Annotated in this window: 26 protein-coding genes and 1 tRNA gene; 24 read left to right on the forward strand and 3 right to left on the reverse strand. The window is 61.9% G+C overall.

Annotation, left to right across the window (positions count from 1 at the left end; genetic code table 11):
- Positions 1–19: 19 nt before the first annotated feature.
- The 5 genes from FJ946_RS22220 to tgt are packed head-to-tail and all read left to right on the forward strand — an operon-like array spanning position 20 to position 3,464.
- Positions 20–532 (forward strand): peptidylprolyl isomerase, encoded by a 513-nt coding sequence (locus FJ946_RS22220; RefSeq protein ID WP_140498821.1) that lies wholly within the window; start codon positions 20–22, stop codon positions 530–532.
- Between the two features lie 12 nt (positions 533–544).
- On the forward strand, positions 545–994 hold the full coding sequence (locus FJ946_RS22225) for a DMT family transporter (RefSeq protein WP_140515312.1): 450 nt from the start codon (positions 545–547) through the stop codon (positions 992–994).
- On the forward strand, positions 994–2,082 hold the full coding sequence (gene queA, locus FJ946_RS22230) for a tRNA preQ1(34) S-adenosylmethionine ribosyltransferase-isomerase QueA (protein WP_140564491.1): 1,089 nt from the start codon (positions 994–996) through the stop codon (positions 2,080–2,082). Before FJ946_RS22225 ends, queA begins: the two co-directional genes overlap by 1 nt.
- Entirely contained in the window at positions 2,072–2,341 is a 270-nt protein-coding gene (locus FJ946_RS22235; protein WP_140525349.1) for a hypothetical protein, read from the forward strand. The genes queA and FJ946_RS22235 overlap by 11 nt, the downstream gene beginning before the upstream one ends.
- A complete protein-coding gene (tgt, locus tag FJ946_RS22240) occupies positions 2,334–3,464 on the forward strand; it encodes a tRNA guanosine(34) transglycosylase Tgt (protein ID WP_140564492.1) in 1,131 nt (376 codons plus the stop codon). Before FJ946_RS22235 ends, tgt begins: the two co-directional genes overlap by 8 nt.
- 4 nt (positions 3,465–3,468) lie before the next feature.
- Here the strand turns inward: tgt and FJ946_RS22245 are convergent, their stop codons facing one another.
- A complete protein-coding gene (locus FJ946_RS22245; RefSeq protein ID WP_140498811.1) occupies positions 3,469–3,888 on the reverse strand; it encodes a DUF4864 domain-containing protein in 420 nt (139 codons plus the stop codon).
- Positions 3,889–4,152: 264 nt separating this feature from the next.
- On the opposite strand from FJ946_RS22245, the gene FJ946_RS22250 reads away from it, so the two are divergent.
- The 16 genes from FJ946_RS22250 (at position 4,153) to FJ946_RS22325 (ending at position 20,986) form a co-directional block, all read left to right on the forward strand.
- Positions 4,153–4,389, forward strand: a complete 237-nt coding sequence (locus FJ946_RS22250; protein WP_010909609.1) for an Lrp/AsnC family transcriptional regulator — start codon at positions 4,153–4,155, stop codon at positions 4,387–4,389.
- A gap of 170 nt (positions 4,390–4,559) precedes the next feature.
- Positions 4,560–5,972 (forward strand): circularly permuted type 2 ATP-grasp protein, encoded by a 1,413-nt coding sequence (locus FJ946_RS22255; protein ID WP_181165357.1) that lies wholly within the window; start codon positions 4,560–4,562, stop codon positions 5,970–5,972.
- A gap of 188 nt (positions 5,973–6,160) precedes the next feature.
- On the forward strand, positions 6,161–7,102 hold the full coding sequence (locus FJ946_RS22260) for an alpha-E domain-containing protein (RefSeq protein ID WP_140525347.1): 942 nt from the start codon (positions 6,161–6,163) through the stop codon (positions 7,100–7,102).
- 7 nt (positions 7,103–7,109) lie between these two features.
- Entirely contained in the window at positions 7,110–7,904 is a 795-nt protein-coding gene (locus FJ946_RS22265; protein WP_140498806.1) for a transglutaminase family protein, read from the forward strand.
- 133 nt (positions 7,905–8,037) lie between these two features.
- A complete protein-coding gene (locus tag FJ946_RS22270) occupies positions 8,038–8,769 on the forward strand; it encodes a peptidase (RefSeq protein ID WP_140498804.1) in 732 nt (243 codons plus the stop codon).
- Between the two features lie 99 nt (positions 8,770–8,868).
- Complete coding sequence (locus FJ946_RS22275) at positions 8,869–10,278, forward strand: aspartate aminotransferase family protein (protein WP_140564493.1); 1,410 nt, start codon at positions 8,869–8,871, stop codon at positions 10,276–10,278.
- A gap of 128 nt (positions 10,279–10,406) precedes the next feature.
- Positions 10,407–11,174, forward strand: coding sequence for a DeoR/GlpR family DNA-binding transcription regulator (locus FJ946_RS22280; protein ID WP_140515319.1), 768 nt, complete (start codon positions 10,407–10,409; stop codon positions 11,172–11,174).
- 124 nt (positions 11,175–11,298) lie between these two features.
- Positions 11,299–12,825 (forward strand): glycerol-3-phosphate dehydrogenase, encoded by a 1,527-nt coding sequence (gene glpD / locus FJ946_RS22285; protein ID WP_140564494.1) that lies wholly within the window; start codon positions 11,299–11,301, stop codon positions 12,823–12,825.
- 36 nt (positions 12,826–12,861) lie between these two features.
- Positions 12,862–13,941: an ABC transporter ATP-binding protein gene (locus FJ946_RS22290; RefSeq protein ID WP_140564495.1), complete on the forward strand. Its 1,080-nt coding sequence runs from the start codon at positions 12,862–12,864 to the stop codon at positions 13,939–13,941.
- 10 nt (positions 13,942–13,951) lie between these two features.
- Positions 13,952–15,019, forward strand: coding sequence for an ABC transporter ATP-binding protein (locus FJ946_RS22295; RefSeq protein ID WP_140564496.1), 1,068 nt, complete (start codon positions 13,952–13,954; stop codon positions 15,017–15,019).
- Complete coding sequence (locus tag FJ946_RS22300) at positions 15,020–15,886, forward strand: sugar ABC transporter permease (protein ID WP_140498792.1); 867 nt, start codon at positions 15,020–15,022, stop codon at positions 15,884–15,886.
- 1 nt (position 15,887) lies between these two features.
- Entirely contained in the window at positions 15,888–16,808 is a 921-nt protein-coding gene (locus FJ946_RS22305) for a carbohydrate ABC transporter permease (RefSeq protein WP_140498790.1), read from the forward strand.
- 2 nt (positions 16,809–16,810) lie between these two features.
- The gene (locus FJ946_RS22310; protein WP_140498788.1) at positions 16,811–17,098 is read left to right on the forward strand and encodes a DUF2160 domain-containing protein; all 288 of its coding nucleotides are present in this window, start codon (positions 16,811–16,813) and stop codon (positions 17,096–17,098) included.
- 82 nt (positions 17,099–17,180) lie between these two features.
- Positions 17,181–18,905: an ABC transporter substrate-binding protein gene (locus tag FJ946_RS22315; protein WP_140498786.1), complete on the forward strand. Its 1,725-nt coding sequence runs from the start codon at positions 17,181–17,183 to the stop codon at positions 18,903–18,905.
- Positions 18,906–18,998: 93 nt separating this feature from the next.
- Positions 18,999–20,492: a glycerol kinase GlpK gene (gene glpK / locus FJ946_RS22320; RefSeq protein ID WP_140564497.1), complete on the forward strand. Its 1,494-nt coding sequence runs from the start codon at positions 18,999–19,001 to the stop codon at positions 20,490–20,492.
- A gap of 26 nt (positions 20,493–20,518) precedes the next feature.
- Positions 20,519–20,986: a DUF6882 domain-containing protein gene (locus tag FJ946_RS22325; protein ID WP_140564498.1), complete on the forward strand. Its 468-nt coding sequence runs from the start codon at positions 20,519–20,521 to the stop codon at positions 20,984–20,986.
- A gap of 99 nt (positions 20,987–21,085) precedes the next feature.
- Here FJ946_RS22325 and FJ946_RS22330 read toward each other — a convergent pair whose 3' ends face one another.
- Complete coding sequence (locus tag FJ946_RS22330; RefSeq protein WP_181167578.1) at positions 21,086–21,556, reverse strand: BA14K family protein; 471 nt, start codon at positions 21,554–21,556, stop codon at positions 21,086–21,088.
- A gap of 300 nt (positions 21,557–21,856) precedes the next feature.
- Between FJ946_RS22330 and FJ946_RS22335 the strand changes: the two genes are divergently transcribed.
- Positions 21,857–21,932 (forward strand) — tRNA-Lys (locus FJ946_RS22335).
- A gap of 1 nt (position 21,933) precedes the next feature.
- Here the strand turns inward: FJ946_RS22335 and FJ946_RS22340 are convergent.
- A complete protein-coding gene (locus FJ946_RS22340; RefSeq protein ID WP_140564500.1) occupies positions 21,934–22,419 on the reverse strand; it encodes a hypothetical protein in 486 nt (161 codons plus the stop codon).
- Positions 22,420–22,586: 167 nt separating this feature from the next.
- On the opposite strand from FJ946_RS22340, the gene FJ946_RS22345 reads away from it, so the two are divergent.
- Both FJ946_RS22345 and FJ946_RS22350 read left to right on the forward strand, forming a co-directional pair.
- Positions 22,587–23,645, forward strand: coding sequence for a glycosyltransferase family 4 protein (locus FJ946_RS22345; protein ID WP_140564501.1), 1,059 nt, complete (start codon positions 22,587–22,589; stop codon positions 23,643–23,645).
- A gap of 45 nt (positions 23,646–23,690) precedes the next feature.
- Positions 23,691–25,853, forward strand: coding sequence for an amylo-alpha-1,6-glucosidase (locus tag FJ946_RS22350; RefSeq protein WP_140525405.1), 2,163 nt, complete (start codon positions 23,691–23,693; stop codon positions 25,851–25,853).
- The last annotated feature ends 13 nt before the right edge of the window (positions 25,854–25,866 follow it).

Raw genomic sequence — 25,866 nt, forward strand, 5'->3', positions numbered from 1 at the left:
TTTGAAAAGGATATCAGACATGGCCGACATCAAGGATCGCGAAAACGCGCTCATCATGGAAACGACCAAGGGCAAGGTCGTCATCGAAATGCTTCCCGACCTGGCGCCCGGCCATGTCGCCCGCATCAAGGAACTGGCCCGCGAAGGCGCCTATGACGGCGTGGTCTTCCACCGCGTCATCGAGGGCTTCATGGCGCAGACCGGCGACGTCAAGTTCGGCAATTCGAGCAAGCCCTCTTTCGCGCCTTCCCGCGCTGGCATGGGCGGTTCCGACAAGCCGGATCTCAAGGCCGAATTCTCCAATGCCAACCACAGCCGCGGCACCTGCTCGATGGCGCGCTCGCAGAATCCGAACTCGGCCAATTCGCAGTTCTTCATCTGCTTCGACGATGCAGCCTTCCTCAATCGCCAGTACACGGTCTGGGGCCAGGTCATCGAAGGCATGGACAATGTCGACAAGATCAAGCGCGGCGAGCCGGTGCAGGATCCCGACAAGATCGTGTCGCTGAAGGTCGCGGCCGACGTCAAGTAGGGCGGCAGGACAATGATGGGCGTCGTCTGGTCGCTTCTCGGCATCTTGTCCGGCGCCTTCATTGCCATTCAGGCGCCGATCAATTCGCAGTTGGCGCGCGGCCTGGGGCTCCCGGTCGCGGCTGCCGCGTTTTCGTTCCTGTCGGGCGCCATCGTGCTCGGCATCATTGCCGTCGCGGTGGTGAGGCTGCAAGGCATCTCGCTCGACTGGAAGGCGCCCGCGCCGTGGCTGTTCATCGCCGGCGGCATGCTGGGCGGCTTCTACGTCACACTGTCCACCATCCTGACGCCACGCATCGGCGCCGCCGCGCTGATGGCGTTCCTGGTGGCGGGCCAGTTGCTGGCGGGCATGCTGATCGACCGCGTCGGATTCCTCGGCGTCGCGGTTCGCGAAATCTCGCTCGGCCGCGTGGCCGGCGCGGTGCTGCTTCTGGCCGGGGCGCTGCTTATCAGGCTCTTCTGATGCGTGTCGATCTGTTCGATTTCGACCTGCCGGAAGAGCGTATCGCGCTTCGCCCGGCAGAGCCGCGCGACAGCGCAAAGATGCTGGTGGTCAGGCCGGGCGAGGGGGTTTCGAACCGGGCGGTCAGCGACCTGCCTTCCCTGCTCCAGGCCGGCGACGTGCTGGTCTTCAACGACACCAAGGTTATCCCGGCGCAACTCAAAGGTATCAGGCGGCGCGGCGAGGCGGCGGCGCAGGTCGAAGCCACATTGCACATGCGGATGGCGCCGGACCGTTGGCTGGCCTTCATGCGGCCGGGCAAGCGCGTTGCCGTCGGCGACCGCATTCATTTCGGCCATGACGGCAATTCCTGCTTCCTCGGCCAGCTTGACGCCACGGTGATCGAAAAGGGCGAGGCGGGCGAGGCGCTGCTCGGCTTCGACCTGTCGGGCCCTTTCCTCGATGAGGCGCTGCATGCGGTCGGCCACATCCCACTGCCGCCCTACATCGCCTCGAAGCGGGATGACGACGAGCGCGATCGGGCCGATTATCAGACCATCTATGCCCGGGAGGAAGGTGCCGTAGCGGCGCCGACGGCCGGTCTGCATTTCACGCCGGAGCTGTTTGCCGCACTCGACGCAAAGGGGATCGAACGCCGCTTCGTCACGCTCCATGTCGGCGCCGGCACGTTCCTGCCAGTGAAGGTGGACGACACCGCCGACCACAAGATGCATGCGGAGATCGGCTCAGTCAGCGAGGCAACAGCCGACGCGTTGAATGCGGCAAAGGCGAGGGGCGGGCGCGTCATTGCCGTCGGTACGACCTCGCTGCGCCTGCTGGAAAGCGCCGCGCGAGAGGATGGCGTGCTGGCTGCATGGTCCGGCCCGACCGACATCTTTATCACGCCCGGCTACCGTTTTCGCACCGCCGACATGCTGATGACCAATTTCCATCTGCCGCGTTCGACGCTGTTCATGCTGGTTTCGGCCTTCAGCGGCCTCGATACGATGCGCGCCGCCTATGCGCATGCCATGGAGCACGATTACAGATTCTACTCCTACGGAGATGCAAGCCTGCTGTATCGAGCGGAGACGAGCGATGGACGATGACCTCGACAGGCTGGACCGCGACAGTTTGATCGCCGAAGTCAAAAAATTGCGCGCCGGCATTCGCCAGCATCGCGATGCATCGGGGCACGATCTTTGCTGGCATCATCCCGATTTGTGGGACCTGCTGCCCGAGAAGATCGATCCGGCAATCGCCGTGCCGCCCTGGCCAAAATTCATGCGCGGCTGCATCCACTATCGCCAGTCGCTGGACGAACAGGCTCCGGGCGCACCGGCACACGACAAGGAATTCAATGGCTGAGACGTTCACCTTCAAGGTGCTGGCGACCGAAGGCAAGGCGCGGCGCGGCTTGATCAGCATGCCGCGCGGCGAAATCCGCACGCCTGCCTTCATGCCGGTCGGCACCGGCGGCACGGTCAAGACGATGTACATGGATCAGGTGCGCGGCGTCGGCGCCGATATCATCCTGGGCAATACCTACCATCTGATGCTGCGGCCCGGCGCCGAACGCGTGGCGAAGCTTGGCGGCCTGCACGAATTCGCCCGCTGGCCGCATCCGATCCTGACCGACAGCGGTGGCTTCCAGGTGATGTCGCTGTCAAAGCTTCGGAAATTGACCGAGAAGGGCGTCACATTTCGCTCCCATATCGATGGCGCTGCATACGAAATGTCGCCGGAACGTTCGATCGAGATCCAGGGCCTGCTCGATTCAGACATCCAGATGCAACTCGACGAATGCACGGCGCTACCGGCCGCGCTCAAGGAGATTGAGCGCGCCATGGAATTGTCGCTGCGCTGGGCTGAGCGCTGCAAGACGGCGTTCGGCGACCAGCTCGGCAAGGCGATGTTCGGCATCGTGCAAGGCGGCGACAATGCGGATTTGCGCGTGCGTTCTGCGCAAGCGCTGAGCGCGATGGATCTGAAAGGCTATGCGGTTGGCGGCCTTGCCGTCGGTGAACCGCAGGCGGTCATGCTCGACATGCTCGACATCACCTGCCCGGAACTGCCCGATGACAAACCACGCTATCTCATGGGCGTCGGAACGCCGGACGACATCTTGAAATCGGTGGCGCGCGGCATCGACATGTTCGACTGCGTGATGCCGACGCGGGCCGGCCGGCATGGGCTTGCCTATACAAGGCGCGGCAAGGTCAATCTGCGCAACGCCCGCCATGCCGACGATCCGCGCCCCCTCGATGAGGAAAGCGACTGCCCGGCGGCACGCGATTATTCCCGCGCCTATCTGCACCATCTCGTGCGCTCGCAAGAGGCACTCGGTGCGATGCTTCTGACCTGGAACAATCTGTCCTATTATCAGAAGCTGATGCAGGACATACGCGCCGCGATAGAGACCGGCACTTTCGAGGCACGCGCTGCCGAAATTACCGAGGGCTGGGCGAGGGGCGATATCCCGGCGCTGTGACGGTTCAGGTGCTCAGCGAATTCGACGCGCGCAGGCTGCAGCCGGTGATTTGGAACGTGCCGTCGGGCTGTCGCTCCAACGTGTAGACAGCTTCATAGTCCTTGCCGTCAGGGCCGACGATCAGCACCTGCTGGATGATCGAGGTCGGACCCGTCTCCTCGACCTTGCCGAACGAGTAGCTCCGTGGGTTGCGCACCGGCGCGTAGCCGTTGGTCACCATGTTCATGAAGGTGTCGACGGTCGGGAAGATCCGCTTCACGTTCGGTGCGGCGAAGCTGTAGGCCGTGACGCCGTCATCGGCCAGGAACGCTCTCAGCTGGCCGTCAATGGCCGCTTGCGCCGCCTTGATCTCGGCCTCGCCGGCAAACGCCGACAAGGGCAGGAGGAGAGGAAGGAATGCGAATGCGAAAAGCGTGCGGCGCATAGCCTGTTTCCCTTGTCTTTCGAGAACTTGCCTTTCGAAAAATCCTGCCCGTGCAGGCATCCTAACATACGTTTGGTGGCGCTTCAGGGTTTCACCGGCGGCGAATATTCAGTGTTGTCGCGCGACGAAGTCCAGGCAGCCTTGGCGGAATTGCGGGAGGCGTGGCCAACGCTCGAACCGGCTAAGTACCGTTCCAGCGCTTGAAAGCCCGCCTCCAGTCTGCCAGAAGGGCCGCTTGGATTGGACGTTTAGCAGGGCGGAGCCATGAAGGCGTTTTTCGTGCAGATCAAATGCGAACTGGGCAAGTCGTATGAGGTTGCCAGCGCGCTCGCCGACGCCGAGATCGCCTCGGAAATCTACTCCACTGCCGGCAATTACGATCTGCTCGCCAAGTTCTATGTCGACGACGAGGAGGATGTCGGCCACTTCGTCAACGAGAAGGTGCAGATTCTTCCCGGCATCAAGGACACGTTCACCGTCGTCACTTTTCGCGCCTTCTAGCGTCGGAACCCATTGCCCGGGCATGAGGCAAAGCCTGACCAAGCTCATATTTCAGCTGCCTCAATTTTAGGCAGGGGCGACATACTGATCGTCCGCATCCCTCAAATCACCGATTACGCTTGATTTTCTCCAGCGGCGCCAGTGAAATGGCGTCACAGGGGAGTATGCGATTGGCAGCGTTCGATGAAATGCTTCCGGAGGTCTCCGGACTTAGAAGACCGTATTCGGCTTACGATCGCTGGCTGAAAGAGCAGGACCCGGCCAGGCTTACCGAGAAAATGCAGGACGCCGAACGCGTCTTCCGCAAAACCGGCATCACCTTCGCCGTCTATGGCGAGCAGGAAGCCTCCGAGCGGCTTATCCCCTTCGACATCGTTCCGCGCATCATTTCTGGCAATGAGTGGCGCCGCCTCACGCAAGGCATCGAGCAGCGCGTGCAGGCACTGAACGCCTTTCTCGACGACATCTATCACCGCCAGGAAATCCTGCGGGCCGGACGCGTTCCCCGCGACCTGATCGCCAGGAACGAAGCCTTCCTGCCCGAGATGATCGGGGTCAGGCCACCAGCCGGCGTCTACACCCACATCATCGGCGTCGACATCGTGCGCATCAGCGAAAACGAGTTCTACGTGCTGGAGGACAATGCGCGCACCCCATCGGGCGTTTCCTACATGCTGGAAAACCGCGAGACGATGATGCAGCTCTTCCCCGAGTTGTTCCAACAAATCAAGGTGCGGCCGGTGGAGAACTATCCGCAGCTTTTGCGCCAGTCGCTGGCGGCGGTGCGGCCGCAGAACGCCAAGGGCACGCCGACCATCGCCGTGCTGACGCCCGGCAGCTACAACTCCGCCTATTTCGAACATGCCTTCCTGGCCGATCAGATGGGGGTGCAACTGGTCGAGGGGCAGGATTTGCGCGTGGTGGACGGTCATGTCGCGATGCGCACGACCGAAGGCTACAAGCAGATCGACGTGCTCTATCGCCGGGTGGACGATGCCTTCCTCGATCCGCTGACTTTCCGGCCGGACTCCGCGCTCGGCGTGCCTGGCATCATGGATGTCTACCGGGCCGGCAACATTACGATCGCCAATGCGCCGGGAACCGGTATCGCCGACGACAAGGCGATCTATTCCTACATGCCCGAGATCGTCGAATTCTACACCGGCCGCAAGGCGATCCTCGGCAATATTCCGACCTGGCGCTGTTCGGAGCCGGACAGCCTGAAATATGTACTCGAACACATCGATGAGCTGGTGATCAAGGAAGTGCACGGTTCAGGCGGCTATGGCATGCTGGTCGGACCGGCGGCGACCAAGAACGAATGCCAGGATTTCGCCAAGAAGCTGCAGGCCAAGCCGTCCAATTACATCGCCCAGCCGACGTTGGCGCTCTCGACCTGTCCGATCCTGACCGAAAAGGGCCTGTCGCCGCGCCATGTCGATCTGAGACCCTATGTGCTGGTCTCCGACCGCATCCAGATCGTGCCGGGCGGGCTCACGCGCGTCGCGCTTAAGGAGGGCTCTCTGGTGGTCAATTCCTCGCAAGGCGGCGGCACGAAGGATACCTGGGTGCTGGATGATTGAGATGAGTAGTCAGTAGTCAGTAGGCAGTAGGCAGTAGGCAGTAGGCAGTAGGCAGTAGGCAGTAGGCAGTAGGCAGTAGGCAGTAGTTGGTATCAGAGGGGACAGAACGATGCCGTATCCAATCGAAATTCGAACATTCCCTACTCGCTACTCACTATTCCCTGCTCACTAGCCCGAAGGGCCACTCCATGCTTCTCGGCCGTACCGCCAACGGGCTCTACTGGATGAACCGCTATATCGAGCGTGCGGAAAACATGGCGCGCCTGGTCGATGCGGGCCTGCGCATGGCGCTGACGCGCACGCAGAGCGCGTCGGAAGAGTGGAATTCGGTGCTGCTCAGCGCCGGCTCCGACGTCGCCTACACGCAGAAGTATCAGGACTATACGGCGGCCGATGTAGCCGACTTCCTGTTGCGCGACACGTCGAACCCGTCGAGCACGATGTCGTCGATCGAGACGGCACGCCACAATGCCCGCATGGTGCGCACCGCGCTGACGCGCGAGACCTGGGAAAGCATCAACGAGGCTTGGATGGCGCTGAAACGCATGCTGGCAAGGCCGATCGACGAGCGTGACCTGCCAAACGTGCTCGATGCGATCAAGCGCGAAACGGCACTGATCCGCGGCTCGTTCTACGGCACCATGCTGCGCAACGAGATCTTCGATTTCTCGCAGCTCGGCACCTATGTCGAGCGCGCCGACAATACGGCGCGTATCCTCGACGTGAAGTACTACGTGCTCTTGCCGTCGATCTCCTGGGTCGGCTCGACGCTCGACAATTACCAGTGGGAATCGATCCTGCGCTCGGTATCGGCGCACCGTTCCTACCGCTGGGTCTACGACGCCGACTACAAGCCGACCAATATCGCCGACTATCTGATCCTCAATGTGCGCATGCCGCGATCGCTGACCTTCTGCTATCGCTTCCTGGCCGAGCACCTGAAGTTCCTCGGCGACGACTATGGCGGGCGCCATCCCTGCCATGCGACGGCGGAAAAGACCCAGGCCATGCTGCAGGCAGGCTCGATCAAGGATATTTTCGACGCCGGCCTGCATGAATTCCTTGCCGGCTTCATTCGCGACAACACCAGGCTTGGCGACGAGATCGCGCAGGATTACAGGTTCTATTGAGGAGGCCATGCGGCTCAAGATCACCCATCGGACCGAATACCGTTACGACGCACCGGTGCAGTACCTGCTGCAGCGGCTGCGGCTGCTTCCGGTGAGCGGGCGCACGCAGACCGTGCTGTCCTGGGCCCTGAAGGTAGAAGGCGCGCGCGAGGAAGTGCGATTTGCCGACCACTACGGCAATGACACCCGATTGTTGAGCGTCGAGGGTGACCATGATTTCATTACGGTCGAGGCGTCAGGCGAGGTGGTGACGCGCGATACATCGGGGGTTTGTGGGCCGCATCAGGGATTCGCGCCGCTCTGGCTGTTCGCACAGGAGACGCCTTTGACCATGATCGGCGATGGCATTCGCGCACTCGCCGAGGCAGCCGGCAAGGGCACCGATATCGAAAGACTGCACCGTCTGATGGCTATCATCTCCGAGCGGGTCGCCTATGCGCCGGGCACCACCAATGCGACGACCCCGGCTGAAGAGGCTCTCGCGCTGAAAACCGGGGTCTGCCAGGATCATAGCCATATCTTTGCCGCCACCGCCCGCGCCATGGGTTTCCCGGCACGCTATGTCAGCGGCTATCTGATGATGGACGCGGCCATCGAGCAGGCGGCAAGCCATGCCTGGGCCGAAGCGCATGTTCAGGGCCTCGGCTGGGTTGCCTTCGACCCCTCCAACGGTATCTCTCCTGATGAGCGCTATGTGAGAGTGGCGACGGGGCGCGACTATCGCGATGCGTCGCCGGTTTCGGGGATTCTGCTGGGAGAGGCGCAAGAGCGGCTTGCCGTCACCGTCACGGTGGAGCAGTAGTCACCCGATGCAGGTCGTCCAACGCCACCTTGGTTTGGGTGACGACATGCATGAAAACAAGGACCTGAGCGCGCCGCATGGATCCGTTCCGACGCGACGCGGTTTTTACGGTTCGCTGCCGGAAGAGTAAACCATGACCTATTGCGTCGGCCTCAAGATCGATCGCGGGCTCGTGTTCATGTCGGACACGCGCACCAATGCCGGCATGGACTCGATCTCCACCTTCAAGAAGATGCATGTCTGGGAAGATCCCGGTGAGCGCGTCATCGTGCTGATGTCGGCCGGCAATCTGGCGACGACGCAAGCCGTGATCAGCGTGCTCGACGAGCGCACCAAGGCGGTTGGCGACCGGCACGCGGCAGTGCTCGAAACGCCGTCCATGTACCAGACGGTGCGGCTGGTCGGCGAAACCGTCAAGGACGTCATCGCCCATTCCTCGCCCGCCGGCGACAAGGCCGATTCCTACTTCAACGCCTCCTTCATCCTGGGCGGCCAGATAAAGGGCAGCGCACCGCGCCTGTTCATGATCTATCCCGAGGGCAATTTCATCGAATCGACCGATGACACGCCCTTTTTCCAGATCGGCGAGACCAAATACGGCAAGCCGATCATCATTCGCGCTTATGACCGGTCGATGAGTCTCGCGGAGACCGTGAAGCTGCTTCTGGTATCGTTCGATTCCACGCTGAAGTCGAACCTGTCGGTCGGGCTGCCGCTGGATCTGCTTTTCCTGGAAAAGGATGCCTTCCAGGTCGGGTTGAAGAAACGGATCGGTCATGACGACCCGTACTACCGCACGATCTCCGAGGGATGGTCGAGCGCCTTGAAGACGGCGTTTGCCAGTCTGCCGGATTTTCCGGGATAAGGACGCGCCGGATTTCTCCGGTGGTTGCAAATGTTTAATAGTGGTTTTTGACAACCGGGGCGAAGGGCGCCGGTGAAGCGATCATGTCGGGAGGACAGGATGAACAGTGACGATTTCCGGCAATGGTCGCGGCGGGCCGCCGACTGGGCCGCCGACTACCGCGAAACGCTGCGCCAGCGCCCGGTGCGGCCGCTGGTCGAGCCCGGCGACATATTCAGGAGCATAGAAGCCTCGCCGCCCGAAGACGCGGAGCCGATGGACAGGATCTTCGCCGATTTCGAGGAGAAGATCCTGCCGGGCATGACGCATTGGCAGCATCCCCGCTTCTTCGCCTATTTTCCGGCCAACGCGGCACCAGTTTCTGTGGTGGCTGAGTATCTGGTCTCTGCGATGGCCGCGCAGTGCATGCTGTGGCAGACCTCGCCGGCGGCGACGGAGCTCGAAACGCGGACTGTCGATTGGATGCGCCAGGCGCTCGGCCTGCCGGAAGGCTTTTCCGGGGTCATCCAGGATTCTGCCTCCTCCGCGACGCTGGTGGCGGTGCTGACGATGCGCGAACGCGCGCTCGACTGGCAAGGCAACAAAAGGGGCCTGACGGGGCAGGCGCGGTTGCGCATCTATTCGTCGGATCAGGTGCATACTTCGATCGACCGGGCGATCTGGGTGGCCGGCATCGGTGAGGACAATCTCGTGCGCATTCCGGTCGCCGGCCGCTTTCGCGCCATGGACATAGCGGCCCTCGAGGCGGCGATCGTCGCCGACAAGAAGGCAGGCTTGCTGCCCGCGGGTATCATCGCCTGCGTCGGTGGCACCAGCACCGGTGGCACTGACGATATCGCCAGCGTCGCCGCGATCGCCAAACGCCACGGGGTCTATCTTCACGTGGATGCCGCCTGGGCGGGATCGGCGATGATCTGCCCGGAATACCGGCATTTCTGGGCCGGTGTGGAGCAGGCGGATTCTATCGTCTTCAACCCGCATAAATGGCTGGGCGCGCAGTTCGACTGCTCGATCCAGTTCCTGCGCGACCCCGAAAGCCATGTCAGGACGCTTGCCATCAAGCCGGATTATCTGAAGACGCACGGTCATGACGGCATCATCAACTATTCCGAATGGTCGGTGCCGCTCGGCCGCCGCTTCCGCGCGCTGAAACTGTGGTTCCTGCTGCGTGCCTATGGACTGGAAGGCCTGCGCACGATGATCCGCAACCATGTCGCCTGGAGCGAAGGCCTGGCAGCGCGCCTGGCCGACGAGCCGGATTTCGAGATCGTCACCGAGCCGATGCTGTCGCTGTTTTCGTTCCGGCACAAGGCGGAGGGAGCCGATGCCGACGAGCACAATCTCCGGCTTGTCAATGCGATCAATGATGACGGACGCATCTACCTGACACAGACCAGGGTGAACGGGCGCGTCGCCATCCGCTTCCAGGTCGGCCAGTTCGAGGCGACCGCGGCGGATGTCGATTCGGCTTTTGCCGCCATCACCGAAATCGCGCGCGGATTAACCTGAGGCTGCTGAGTCGGAACTGCGACCAAGTTTGCCTTTGCTATCATGCGGTTTCCATTAGCCGGCTTACGCCTTTTCATTGCTTTCGTTTTCGTCTATGATCAAGAAAAACGAAAGCAAAAGGTCTTCAGATGTATCTGTCGCCGCGCCATGCCGAAATCGTCCAAATGGCCAAGGATCACGGCCGCGTTCTGGTCGACGATCTGGCCACCCACTTCAACGTCACGCCGCAGACCATCCGCAAGGACCTCAACGATCTTTGCGACCAGCGGTTGCTGTCGCGCATCCATGGCGGCGCCTTGTTTCCTTCCGGCATCGAGAACATGGAATACGAAGCCAGGCGCAAGATCGCCGCCGAGGAGAAGGAGGCGATCGGCAGCGCGGCCGCCAGGCTGATTCCGGACAACGCCTCGTTGTTCATCAATATCGGCACCACGACGGAGTCGGTCAGCAAGGCGCTGCTGGATCACAGCGGCCTCATGGTCATCACCAATAACATCAATGTTGCCAACAGGATGCGCATCTATCCTTCGATCGAGGTGGTGATCGCGGGCGGGGTGGTTCGCGGCTCGGATGGCGGCGTCGTCGGCGAGGCGGCGGTGGATTTCATCAGGCAGTTCAAAGTCGACTACGCCGTCATCGGCGCCTCGGCGATCGACCATGACGGCGCCTTGCTCGATTTCGATTTCCGCGAGGTCAAGGTCGCGCAAGCCATTATCGCCAATGCCAGGCACGTCATCCTGGTCTCCGACCGGACCAAATTCGAGCGCACGGCGCCGGTTCGCATCGGCCATCTGTCGCAGGTCAACACCTTCATCACCGACCGCTGCGATATCCCCTCGGTGCGCAAGATCTGCCAGGAGGCCGAGGTTCAACTGATCGAAACTTCGCTCGATTGAGGACGTCGCAGCGCTTTCACGAGCTTGTGATATTTCGTTTGACATTCGTTATGAGTTCGAAATAATTCCGCCACGGTTTCGCAAAAGAGCCAAATGGTGCAATGCGAAATCGCTGGAGGAATTGGTGGACGCATCTTCGATCCGTGACATTTTCGTCATAGGCGGTGGCATCAATGGCTGCGGCATTGCCCGTGATGCCGCCGGCCGCGGGTTTTCGGTATTTCTGGCCGAGATGGACGATCTCGCCAGCGGAACCTCCTCAGGCTCGACCAAGCTGATCCATGGCGGCCTGCGCTATCTCGAATTCTACGAATTCCGCTTGGTGCGCGAAGCGCTGATGGAACGCGAGGTGCTGTGGAAGAACGCGCCGCACATCATCTGGCCGATGCGCTTCGTGCTGCCCTATGCCAAGGGCCTGCGTCCGGCCTGGCTGATCAGGCTCGGCCTTTTCCTTTACGATCATATTGGCGGGCGCAAATTGCTGCCGGCGACCAGGACCCTGGACATGGCTACCGACCCTGCCGGCAAGCCATTGAAACCATTGTTCAAGAAGGCCTTCGAATATTCCGACGGCTGGGTCAACGATGCGCGGCTGGTGACGCTGAACGCGCGTGACGCCGCCGACCGGGGCGCGACCATCCGCACCCGCACCAAGGTGGTCGGGGCGCGCCGCGAAGGCGGGCTGTGGACGATCAGGATCGAAAATCTGCGGACCGGCGAGACCGAAGAGGTCAAGGCGCGGCTGCTGGTCAATGCCGCCGGCCCCTGGGTCGATCATGTGCTTTCCGGCGTCGTCGGCCTCAACGATGTGCACAATGTCCGCCTCGTGCAGGGCAGTCACATCGTCATCGCGAAGAAATTCGACGATCCACGCGCCTACTTCTTCCAGAACAAGGATGGCCGCATCATCTTCGCCATTCCTTACGAGGACGAGTTCACGCTGATCGGCACCACCGACCAGGACTACCCCGGCGATCCGCACGATGTGAAGATCAGCGACACCGAGATCGACTATCTCTGCGCGGCGGCAAGCGAGTATTTCGCCCAACCCGTCAAGCGCTCGGATATCGTCTGGACCTATTCGGCCGTGCGTCCGCTCTATGACGATGGCGCTTCCAAGGCGCAGGAGGCGACACGCGACTATGTGCTGAAGGCCGATGGCGGCGAGGGCACAGCCCCGATCGTCAACACATTCGGCGGCAAGATCACCACCTATCGCCGGCTGTCGGAATCGATGCTGGAGAAGATCGAAGGCTTTCTCGGCAGGCGCGGAGAGCCGTGGACGGCAAATGCGCCGCTGCCGGGCGGCGATTTCGCGGCGACCGGTTTTGATGCGCAAGTGGCGAGGCTGAAGAGCGCCTATCCCTTTCTCGACCAGCGTTTGGCGCGCCGGCTCACGCGGCTCTACGGCACGCGCGCGCAGATGTTGCTTGGCCTTGCCAAATCGAATGCCGACCTCGGCCGCAATTTCGGCGCCGACCTTTACGAGGTCGAGGTGCGCTACCTCGTCGAGAACGAATGGGCCGTCACATCGCAAGATGTGCTGTGGCGCCGGACCAAGCGCGGCCTGCATTTCAGCCGCGAGCAGACGGCGGCGTTGGATGAATTCATGCGCGGCATAAGCCGCCGCCACGTCGCGGCCGCGGAATGAAGGGCTGCTGATGCACACGGCCTGGGAGGAGGCATCATGCTGGAACTGAGGAACGTCACCAAAACGGTCGGCGCGGTGGAGCATATCCGCGACGTGTCGCTGACGCTCCAGCATGGCTCGCTGAACGTGCTGCTCGGGCCGACGCTGTCCGGCAAGACCAGCCTGATGCGGCTGATGGCCGGCCTCGACGCGCCGACTTCCGGCTCGGTCTGGTTCGACGGCAAGGACGTCACCGGACAGCCTGTTCAAAAGCGCAAGATCGCCATGGTCTACCAGCAGTTCATCAACTACCCCGCGATGAGCGTCTACGAAAACATCGCTTCGCCACTGCGGGTGGCGGGAGTCGAGAAGGCCAGGATCGACAGCCAGGTACGTGAAGCCGCTGCCCTGCTCAAGCTGACGCCCTATCTCGACCGCACGCCGCTCAGCCTGTCCGGTGGCCAGCAACAGCGCACCGCACTGGCGCGCGCCATCGTCAAGAACGCAAGCCTGGTGCTGCTCGACGAGCCGCTCGCCAATCTCGACTACAAGCTGCGCGAGGAACTGCGCGCCGAACTGCCGAGGATTTTCGCCGCCGCCGGGACCATCTTCGTCTATGCCACGACCGAACCGCACGAGGCGCTGCTGCTCGGCGGCAACACGGCGACGCTGTCGCAAGGCCGCATCACCCAGTTCGGCCCGACCATCGAGGTGTTCCGCAAACCGGTCGACCTGGTGACGGCCAGGACCTTCGCCGATCCGCCGCTCAACACGATCGTGCTGGCCAAGAACGGGCCCGATTTCCTGCTGGAGGGCGGCGTCAAGCTGCCGGTGCCGCCGGAACTTGTCGGCATCGCCGACGGCAATTACACGATCGGCTTCCAGCCGCACCATCTGTCGCTCGAGCGGCCGGATGCGAGTGCCGTGCCGGTGCGGGCAAAGGTCACCATCACCGAGATCACCGGCTCGGAAAGCTTCATCCATCTTGATTTCGCCGACGCGCGCTGGGTGATGCTGACCCATGGCATCCGCGATTTCGAGACCGACGAAGCGGTCGAAGTGTTCATCGACCCGCGTCACATCATGGTTTTCGACCAACACGGCGTCGCCGTGGCCGCGGCAAAGCTGGCGGCCTGAGGAGAAAACGATGGCGCGCATCGACGTCAACCATGTCAGGCACTCATATCTGCCGAACCCGCGCACCGATGCGGATTTCGCGCTGCGGGAGGTGCACCACACTTTCGAGGACGGTGGCGCCTATGCGCTGCTAGGCCCATCCGGCTGCGGCAAGACCTCGCTGCTCAACATCATTTCCGGCCTGCTCCACCCCTCGCACGGCCAATTGCTGTTCAACGGCAGGGATGTCACGAGACTGTCGACGCAGGAGCGCAACATCGCGCAGGTGTTCCAGTTCCCGGTCATCTACGACACGATGACCGTCTACGACAACCTGGCTTTCCCGCTGCGCAACCGCGGCGTTCCGGAGGCCGATGTCGACCGCAAGGTGCGCGAGACACTCGACATGATCGACCTGGCAGACTGGGCCAGGAAGAAGGCGAGGGGCCTGACCGCCGACCAGAAGCAGAAGATCTCGCTCGGCCGCGGACTGGTGCGCTCGGATGTCAATGCGATCCTGTTCGACGAGCCGCTGACCGTCATCGACCCGCACATGAAGTGGGTGCTGCGCTCGCAATTGAAGCAGCTTCACCGCCGCTTCGGCTACACCATGGTCTATGTCACGCATGACCAGACAGAGGCGCTGACCTTCGCCGACCAGGTGGTCGTCATGTATGATGGCGGCATCGTGCAGATCGGCACGCCGGCCGAGCTGTTCGAGCGGCCGCGCCACACCTTCGTCGGCTACTTCATCGGCTCGCCCGGCATGAACGTCATGCCGGTAGCGATCGATGGCAAGACAGCGACGCTTGGTTCCCAGCGCATCCAATTGCCAGGCGCGCCGAAGGCCGGAAGCGGCGTCGTCGAACTCGGCATCCGTCCCGAATATGTCAGGCTCGGCCGCGATGGCATGGCCGTCCACGTCAGCAAGGTCGAGGATGTGGGCCGCCACAAGGTCGTGCGCGCCAGTCTGGAAGGCCGCGAGATCGCCGCCGTCGTCGGCGAGGACGAAACCGTTCCCGCCGATCCAAAAGTGCGGTTCGATCCAGCCGGCATCAACATCTATGCCGATTCCTGGCGTGTCGAGATGGGGGCGTAAATGGAAAAGCCCTGGAACAATAAGGCCTGGTTCCTCGTGCTGCCGATGCTCGTGCTGGTGGCGTTCTCGGCCGTTATCCCGCTGATGACCGTCGTCAACTACTCGGTACAGGACACGTTCGGCAATAACGTCTTCTTCTGGGCGGGGACCGAATGGTTCGAGGAGTTGCTGCATTCCGATCGCTTCTGGGAAGCCATGGTGCGCAACCTGATCTTCTCCTTCATCATCCTGGCGATCGAAGTGCCGCTCGGCATCTTCATTGCCCTCAACATGCCCAAAAAGGGCTGGGGCGTGCCGGTCTGCCTGGTGCTGATGGCGCTGCCGCTCTTGATCCCGTGGAATGTCGTCGGCACGATCTGGCAGGTGTTCGGCCGCAACGATATCGGCCTGCTCGGCTATTACGTCAACGCGCTCGGCATCGACTACAATTACGTGCAGGATCCGTTCGACGCCTGGGTCACCGTCATCATCATGGACGTCTGGCACTGGACCAGCCTCGTCGTGCTGCTCTGCTATGCCGGCCTGGTCTCGATCCCCGACGCCTTCTACCAGGCGGCCAAGATCGATGGCGCCTCGCGCTGGGCGGTGTTCCGCTACATCCAGTTGCCGAAGATGAAGCGCGTGCTTCTGATCGCGGTGCTGCTGCGTTTCATGGACAGTTTCATGATCTACACCGAGCCCTTCGTCGTCACCGGCGGCGGTCCGGGCAATTCGACGACCTTCCTGTCGATCGACCTCGTCAAGACCGCGCTCGGACAGTTCGACCTCGGTCCGGCGGCGGCGATGTCGCTGGTCTACTTCCTGATCATCCTGTTGTTGTCGTGGGTGTTCTACACCGTGATGACCAACTACGACGCGGAACGCTGATATGGCCGGCGCCAACGAACGTACCGAGCGCAACCTGGTGAACGGGACCGCCGCTTCGGAAAGACTCGCCAGTTCGCTGTCGCAGAGCGAGCTGGACAGGCGCATGCGCCGCCGTGGCGAGGAATCGCGCTGGTGGTGGATCGTGCCGACGCTCTACATCATCGTCCTGCTGCTGCCGATCTACTGGCTCATCAATATGAGCTTCAAGACCAATGCGGAGATCGTCAATTCGCTGACGCTCTATCCGCATGCGCCGACGCTGCGCAACTACACCATCATCTTCACCGATGCGTCGTGGTATTCGGGCTACATCAATTCGATCACCTATGTGGTGATGAACATGGTGATCTCGGTCGCCGTGGCGCTTCCGGCGGCTTACGCTTTCTCACGCTACCGCTTCCTCGGCGACAAGCATCTGTTCTTCTGGTTGTTGACCAACCGCATGGCGCCGCCGGCGGTATTCGCGCTGCCGTTCTTCCAGCTTTATTCGGCATTCGGCCTCATCGATACGCATATCGCGGTGGCGCTGGCGCACTGCCTGTTCAACGTGCCGCTGGCGGTGTGGATCCTTGAGGGCTTCATGTCCGGAGTGCCGAAGGAGATCGACGAAACGGCCTACATAGACGGCTATTCGTTTCCGCGTTTCTTCGTGAAGATATTCATGCCGCTGATCGCCAGCGGCATCGGCGTCGCCTGCTTCTTCTGCTTCATGTTCTCATGGGTGGAACTGCTCATCGCCCGCACGCTGACCACCACCGATGCCAAGCCGATCGCCGCTACCATGACCCGCACCGTGTCGGCGTCGGGAATGGACTGGGGGCTGCTGGCAGCCGCCGGGGTGCTGACGCTGATCCCCGGGGCGCTCGTCATCTGGTTCGTTCGCAACTACATCGCCAAGGGCTTCGCCCTGGGGAGGGTGTGACCATGAACCTCGACTTCTCCTGGATGGCGTGGACCTGGCCGACGGCCGCCTTCTTCGCCGTCATAGCGCTGCTGCTGGTCGGCATGGGTGTCTGGGAATATGCCTCGCCCGGCGGCGATCCGCGCATCGGCGTGCTGCGTTTCAAGACGACGCGCGGCGATCGTCTCTTCGTTTCGCTGCTTGGCAGCGCCTTCATCCATCTCGCTTGGCTGGGTCTTGTCGGACCCAGCCTGTGGTGGGCTCTCGCTCTCTCCGTGGTCTACGCCATCGGCGTCTTCCGCTACGTATAGAGGGGGAAACTGTTGGAGCGGCCGCTTGTTGGCGGCCTCTCCAGATCGCACTTGAAGTCTTTTCAAACGTGGAGGAAACACAATGCGACGGCAATTATTGACATCTACGACCGCCCTTGTCCTCTTGCTCGGCGTGGGCAACGCCTATGCCGGCATGGACGAGGCAAAAGCCTTTCTTGACAAGGAGATAGGCGATCTGTCGACGCTTTCGCGCGCCGATCAGGAAAAGGAAATGCAGTGGTTCGTCGACGCCGCCAAGCCGTTCGCCGGCATGGATATCAAGGTCGTGTCGGAAACGCTGACGACGCATCAATACGAGTCGCAGGTTCTGGCTCCGGCCTTCACCGCCATCACCGGCATCAAGGTCACGCACGACGTCATCCAGGAAGGCGACGTCGTTGAAAAGATCCAGACCCAGATGCAGACTGGCCAGAACCTCTATGACGGCTGGGTCAACGATTCCGACCTGATCGGCACCCACTGGCGTTACCAGCAGGTGCGCAACCTGACCGACTGGATGGCGGGCGAAGGCAAGGATGTCACCAATCCGAACCTCGATGTGAAGGATTTCATCGGCACCTCCTTCACCACCGCTCCGGACAAGAAGCTCTATCAGCTTCCCGACCAGCAGTTCGCCAACCTCTACTGGTTCCGCTACGACTGGTTCAACGACGAGAAGAACAAGGCCGACTTCAAGGCCAAGTACGGCTACGATCTCGGCGTTCCCGTCAACTGGTCGGCCTATGAGGACATTGCCGAGTTCTTCACCGGCCGAGACGTCGACGGCAAAAAAGTCTATGGGCACATGGACTACGGCAAGAAGGACCCGTCGCTCGGCTGGCGCTTCACCGATGCCTGGCTGTCGATGGCCGGCAATGGCGACAAGGGTATCCCGAACGGCCTGCCGGTCGACGAATGGGGCATCAAGGTCAACGAGAAATCGCAGCCGGTCGGCTCCTGCACGGCGCGGGGCGGCGACACCAACGGCCCGGCCGCCGTCTACTCGATCCAGAAATATCTCGATTGGCTGAAGGCCTACGCACCACAGGAAGCGCAGGGCATGACCTTCTCGGAATCCGGTCCGGTTCCCGCGCAGGGCAATGTTGCCCAGCAGATCTTCTGGTACACGGCCTTCACCGCCGACATGGTCAAGCCCGGCCTGCCCGTCATGAACGACGACGGCACGCCGAAATGGCGCATGGCTCCGTCGCCGCACGGTGTCTACTGGAAGGACGGCATGAAGCTCGGCTACCAGGATGTCGGTTCGTGGACGCTGATGAAGTCGACCCCGACCGACCGTGCCAAGGCCGCCTGGCTCTACGCCCAGTTCGTCACCTCGAAGACGGTGGACGTGAAGAAGAGCCATGTCGGCCTCACCTTCATCCGCGACTCCACCATTCACGACAAGAGCTTTACGGAGCGCGCGCCGAAGCTCGGCGGCCTGATCGAGTTCTATCGCTCGCCGGCCCGCGTGCAATGGTCGCCGACCGGCACCAACGTGCCGGACTATCCGAAGCTGGCACAGCTGTGGTGGCAGGCGATCGGCGATGCCTCGTCGGGCGCAAAGAGTGCGCAGGAAGCGATGGATTCGCTTTGCGCCGAGCAGGAGAAGGTCATGGGCCGCATCGAGAGGTCCGGCGTCCAGGGCGATATCGGGCCGAAGCTCGCCGAGGAACATGATCTCGCCTACTGGAATGCCGACGCGGTCAAGGCCGGCAATCTCGCTCCCCAGCTCAAGATCGAGAACGAGAAGGAGAAGCCCCAGACCATCAACTATGACGAGCTGGTCAAGAGCTGGCAGAAGTAGGACTGACCTATGCGGGCGTTCGCGCCCGTGTAAAATTCAGGGAGGCGGCACGTTGCCGTCTCCCTTCTTTGTGTCGTGACGGAGGAAGTGCGAATGAATGGCTTTGTCCTGGCAATCGACCAAGGCACCACGTCGAGCCGGTCGATTCTGTTCGACGGCGACATGAAAGTCGTCGGCAGCAGCCAGCAAGAATTCACCCAGCACTATCCTGCTTCCGGCTGGGTCGAGCATGACCCGGAAGATATCTGGGCCAGCGTCGTGGCGACCGTGAAGGGCGCATTGAAGAATGCCGGGCGGGAGGCATCGGACGTCGCCGCGGTCGGCATCACCAACCAGCGCGAGACCGTCGTCATTTGGGACAGGGCGACCGGCAAGCCGATCCACAACGCCATCGTCTGGCAGGACCGGCGCACCGCGCCGCTATGCCGGAAGCTGAAGAAGCAGGGATTGGAAAAGACCTTCACCAGGAAGACCGGCCTGCTGCTCGATCCGTATTTCTCCGGCACCAAGATCGCCTGGATCCTGGACAAGGTGAAAGGCGCCAGGAAACGCGCCGAGAAAGGTGAATTGCTGGCCGGCACCATCGACAGTTTCCTGATCTGGCGCCTGACCAGCGGCAAGGTGCATGCCACCGACGCCACAAACGCCTCCCGCACGCTGGTCTACAACATCGAGAAGAATGCGTGGGACGACGAGTTGCTGGCCATCCTGAACATCCCGGCAAGGATGCTCCCCGAGGTGAAGGACTGCGCCGATGATTTTGGAATCACGGAGAAAAATCTCTTTGGCGCCGAGATAAGGATCCTCGGCGTTGCCGGCGATCAGCATGCCGCGACCATCGGCCAGGCCTGTTTCGAGCCCGGCATGATGAAATCGACCTACGGCACCGGCTGTTTCGCGCTGCTCAACACCGGTGCCGATCTGGTGCGCTCGAAGAACCGGCTGTTGACCACGATTGCCTATCGGCTGAACGGCAAGACCACCTATGCGCTGGAAGGATCGATCTTCATCGCCGGCGCCGCCGTGCAGTGGTTGCGCGACGGCATCAAGGTGATCGGCAAGGCCGAACAGAGCGGCAAGCTGGCGGCCGAGGCCGATCCGACCCAGGACGTGTATCTGGTGCCGGCCTTTGTCGGGCTCGGCGCGCCCCACTGGGATGCCGAGGCGCGGGGCGCGATCTTTGGCCTGACCCGCAATTCGGGGCCGGCGGAGTTTGCCCGCGCCGCGCTCGAATCCGTGGCCTACCAGACCCGCGACCTGCTCGATGCCATGCGCAAGGATTGGAAAGGTACGGCGGCCAAGACGGTGCTTCGGGTCGACGGCGGCATGGTGGCGTCCGACTGGACCATGCAACGGCTGGCCGACATTCTCGACGCCCCGGTCGACCGTCCGACCATTCTGGAGACGACCGCGCTCGGTGCCGCCTGGCTCGCCGGCTCGAAGGCGGGCGTGTGGCCTAAGGCGCGGGAGTTCGCCAAGACATGGGCGCTCGACCGCCGCTTCAGACCAGACATGGAGCCTGCGGCGCGCTCGGCCAAGCTGGCGGGGTGGCGCGATGCTGTTCGCAGGACGCTGAGCGTGTCATAATCAACAGTCAGATTGGGCGAGGGGGAATGAAGCCAAACTGGTACTCTGCTTGGCGCGCCGAGGCTATCAAACAACTGAAGGCCAAGAATAAGCGCTTGGAGGAAGAATTCCGCATCGGCCACTGGTCGCGCTATGACTTGAGCAACGGAAAGCTCTTGTTTTCCAAGGACGGGGCGATCGAGGTGATCACCGAAATCCAGATCGCCGGTTCCACGAATGCCAAGGCACAGAACTGGCTCTGGGCGTGGGCAAATTCAAATTTGCCCGATAGTCTTCTCAGAGACGCAAAGCTGGTTCGGTCCTTCGGCGAGAAGAACGGCATTGACGAACTGGCTCAGGCTTACGTGATAGATGGGGATCAGCTGGAAGTGCTGGGTTGGGAATTGGCGGCCGTCACGGTTCGAATTTGCGATGCCGTCGGAGCGTACCGATCACCCCGTGGTGAAGGTAGCGCGCTTTATTATATCTTCAAGACCATTAATTGGGCCAGCTGATCACAGCCTGCCCGGGGACCGTCCTCGCACGACAGAAAGCCCGCGCCATTTCCGGCACGGGCTTTGACTTTCTATCCCTCTGACGAACACTGTCGCCCATCAGTAGGGTGAAATGCACTGCTGGCGCGGGCCGTTATACGGCTGGAACGTGTTGTCGGATGCGCGGTAGGAACGGTAACGGTCATAGCACCACTGCACATGCGAATTGCCTTCATAGACGCGGTTCCGGTGGTTGGCGATCGCGCCGGTTATCAGCGCGCCAGTGGCGAAAGCAGCCAGCGGGAACCAGAAATCGCCGTGACGGCGATAGCCCGGGCGATATTCACGGTAGCCGCGATGGCCGTTCCAGTAGGCTCCGCGGTTGTCGCGGTAGAAGTTGCGGTTGCCGCGAAACTCGCCGCGGAAGTTACGGCGCCGCTCCCAGGGCCTGTACTGCACGGTCTGGACATCGGACGAGACCGATGCAGGCTGCGGCACATAGGCCGGTGCGGCTTCGACCGGCATGGCCGCCGCCACTGCGAACGAAGCTGACAGTGTGGTCGCCAGCAAACCCGACAGGACTTTGTTCATGATCTTCTCCTTGAGAGGTTGACGTCCCTTGTGGCGGAGGAAACGGACACGCTCGCGAATTGTTCCTGGAAAAAAAGGCAAGTTGCTGATTTGTAATGTTTCTCCGGTTTGGGATCGATGGAGGCCACAGGGTCTTCGCCTGGCTGGCAAAGGTTCGGCATGTCCTTGCCGAAACCGTCGGCCGGGAGAGCCGGCACGGCGGGAACGCATGGCTTGGTGGCCCCGTTTTTTCCGGTTGACCGGTCGAGGCACTCTCCCTATGTTCCGCGCAATTTCGAGGGCGCCGTTTCCAGCCCACGGGAGCGCGTAGCTCAGCCGGTAGAGCAACTGACTTTTAATCAGTAGGTCTCGGGTTCGAACCCCGACGCGCTCACCACTCAGTCCCGTGACAAATGCACGTTCAGGACAGCGGCTTTTTTGGCGATCAGTCCTTCCAGATCCGCGTCCGATCGGGTGGTGCCGGTGCGTTGGCGCAGCAGGGAGATCATCGCGCTCATCGAAAGCGGGGCGGTTTTTTGCTGAATCAGGATCGCGTCCACCGCGCCGGCAACGTCGGGGCCTTCCGCTGGTGCTCTCATGGTCGGATCCTTTCTGTCCAGCTCCGCCTCGGTGCCGCCGACCGATCCTCTGATGCCGCGGTCAAAGACGACGGCCAACCCGTTCTTGACGGCGAGGGCCGCGACCATGTCGTCGAGTTCGTGGTCCGAAAAGCTGGGGTCGGAAGGCGTGGGTTTCAGGATTCTGTGAATCACCCTGGCGGCCTGGTCCGTCGAAACATAGCCGAAGCGCTGTTTTCTAGCTTCGACATATTGTTCGATGATCATGTCAAGCCGGCGGGCTGCAATGTCCTTTGATTGCTGCATCGGAACCTCCTCGGGTCGTCATGGCGCGCAGGAGCAGCACCTAAAGAGATAGGGCCGCCCGGAAGAACATCAAACATGAGAAATGACGCATCTGCCGATAGCGGAGGAACGATCGCGCCGCTGATGCATTTTTGCCTTTGACCAGCTTATTGAGGGAACGCAGGCCAATGAAGATCGCCCATATCGCGCCGCTGTATGAATCCGTGCCGCCAAGGCTCTATGGAGGCACCGAACGCATCATCTCCTATCTCACCGAAGCTCTGGTCGGGCTCGGCCACGATGTAACGTTGTTTGCCAGCGGCGATACCAGGACCTCCGCCCGGCTGGTCGCGTGTCGGGAACGGGCGCTGCGCCTCGATCCACGGCCGTTGAAGTCGGAGATCGCGGCGCATCTTTCGATGCTCGAGGAAGTCAGGAGACAGGCCGACGATTTCGACATTCTTCACTTCCATCTCAGCCACTTCCTGCATTTCCCGTTTTTCCGCCATATGCCGGAGCGAACGGTGACGACGCCGCATGGCAGGCTGGACTATGTGGATCTGGCACAGGCCTATGAGCGGTTCCCGCGTTTTCCGATGATTTCCATTTCACGCAGCCAGAGGACGAGGCTCGCGTCCGCCAACTGGTTGGCGACCATCCATCATGGGCTGCCGCTCGATCTCTATAGGCCGGATTTTGAAGCCGGCTCCGACGGCACATATCTGGCGTTCCTCGGCAGGATGTCGCGCGACAAGCGGCCGGACCGGGCGATCGAGATTGCCAGGCGCACGGGCCTGAGGCTCAAGCTCGCGGCCAAGGTGGGCGACGGCGACCGGGCCTATTTCGAGGAGGTCGTCCAGCCGCTGATCGATGGCGATCGCGTCGAATATGTCGGCGAGATCAGCGAGGACCAGAAGAGCAGGTTTCTCGGCAATGCCGCTGCCTTGCTGTTCCCCATCGACTGGCCCGAGCCTTTTGGTCTGGCGGTAATCGAGGCGATGGCCTGCGGAACCCCTGTCATGGCTTGGAGCTGCGGCGCCATGCCCGAGATCATCGATCACGGTGTGACCGGCTTCGTCGTCGAAACCCTCGAGGATGCCGTCGCCACCATGCCGGCCCTGCTTCAGCTCGACAGGCGCCGGATAAGGGCCGTTTTCGAAGGACGGTTCTCGGCCGACCGCATGGCGCGCGACTATGTCGCCACCTATTCACAGGCGATCGACACTCAACAAATCAGGGCTTCCTAGTACAGTGCCCCGTTCAGAAACAAGCACGGGACAGTCTTCTTGACCATCACCCAACTTGACGAGCGCAAGCTTGATCCCGCAATAGCCCTGGCCTCCCTGGACGAAACCGCGCCGAGGGAACCGCACCGGCTCTTCGCACTCAAGCATGGCGACTGCTTCGCCGTCGCCGATTCCTATGGCGACATACGCGGTGTGGGCGACGGCTTCTTCCGCGACGACACGCGCGTGCTTTCCGAATTCCGCCTCGCGGTGGGCGGTCGTTCGACGTCGTTGCTGGGCGCATCGCTGAGCCAGGACAATGTCCTGTTCACCTCCAACCTGACCAATCTGCCTATAGAGAGTGCCGGCGGCCGTCCCATCCCGCAAGGAGCGATCCACATCGAGCGTGTCAGGCTGCTGTGGGAGGACCGGCTGTATGAGCGCCTGACCCTTTCCAACTACAGCCAGGAACATTCGACCGTCCTGCTTTCGCTGCGCTTCGCCGCCGATTTCCGCGACATGTTCGAAGTTCGTGGCTCGACACGCGCCAAACGAGGCACCGCCCATACCGCCGAGATGGACCAGAACTCGGTTCTGCTTCGCTATGAAGGCCTGGACAAGGTGGTGCGTACGTCGACGATATCGTTTTCGCAGAAACCCGACGAATTGACCTCCGACCGGGCGGATTTCTTCATTGCAGTCACCAAACGCAGCCGCAAGACACTGTATGTCGAGGTCGGCAGCGAGATGGCCGATGTGCCCGACCGCGACCGGTTTCGCGCCGCAGCGGCGCGCGCGCGTTTCGGCATGCGCGCCAAGCGCCGCCATGGCGCGACGCTGCACAGTTCGGGCAGGGTGTTCAACGACTGGATGGAGCGCGCCCGTGCCGATGTGGCGCTGCTCACCACCGAACTTGCGACCGGCCCTTATCCCTATGCCGGCATTCCGTGGTTCTCGACGGCCTTCGGCAGAGACGGCGTGATCTCGGCGTTGCAGATGCTCTGGCTCAATCCCGGCCTGGCGCGCGGCGTGCTTGCCTTTCTCGCGCAACATCAGGCGACCGAAACCTCGCCCTTCAGCGACTCTCAGCCCGGCAAGATCATGCATGAAACGCGCAAAGGTGAAATGACGGCGCTGAGCGAGTTGCCGTTCGGCCGCTACTATGGCGGCGTCGACACCACCCCGCTCTACGTTCATCTCGCCTGCGCTTACGCGGACCGCACCGGCGACATGGTCTTTATCGACGGCCTGTGGCAGTCGCTATGTGCAGCCGCCGAATGGATCGAGGCGGCAAGCGCTTCGACCGGATTCGTCACCTACCGGCGTGCGGCGGAGTCAGGCCTCGCCAACCAGGGATGGAAGGACAGCTTTGATTCGGTCTTTCATGCAGACGGTCGTATCCCGAAGGGGCCGATCGCGCTGGTCGAGGTGCAGGGCTACGTCTTCGCGGCGTTCCAGGGGCTGGCGAGACTGGCTCGCCGGCGAGGCGAGACAGAAAAGGCGGAAGGCTGGGAAAGGCGGGCCGAAGAGATCCGCCGGCGGGTTGAAAGTCATTTCTGGATCGAAGAGCTGGGTTACTACGCGCTGGCGCTCGATGGCGACGGCCGACCATGCGAGGTGCGCACGTCCAATGCTGGACATCTGCTCTATGTGGGGCTTCCGGATCCGGATCGGGCGCGGATCGTCGCCGATCAGTTGCTGTCGGCTTCTTTTCACTCCGGCTGGGGATTGAGGACGCTCGCCGACGACGCAATATTCTTCAATCCCATGTCGTATCACAATGGCTCCATCTGGCCGCACGACACGGCGATATGCGCGGCAGGCCTTGCGCGGTACGGCATTCGCGACAATGTGGTGCGGCTGATGAGCGGGACGTTCGAATCCGCCGTCCATTTCAACATGCGCCTGCCCGAACTCTTCTGCGGCTTCACCCGCGCACCGGGCGAGGCGCCGATCGCGTATCCAGTCGCTTGCCTGCCGCAGGCCTGGTCGGCAGGTTCCGCCTTCATGCTGATGCAGGCCTGTCTGGGCCTCCATATCGACGGCTGGGCCGGCGAAATCCATGTCACAAGGCCACGCCTGCCAATCGGCATCGACAGCTTGGTGATCCGCCATCTAGCGGTGGCGGGCACGGCAGTCGACCTGACGTTCCAGCGGGTAGGAGACCGTGTGGGCGCGTTTCTGGCCGACCGCCATGAAGGGTTGGCGCCTTTGATCGTGCGCAGCTAAAAACCGGAACCAT

The organism is Mesorhizobium sp. B2-4-7, assembly GCF_006442685.1.
Taxonomy (GTDB): Bacteria; Pseudomonadota; Alphaproteobacteria; order Rhizobiales; family Rhizobiaceae; genus Mesorhizobium.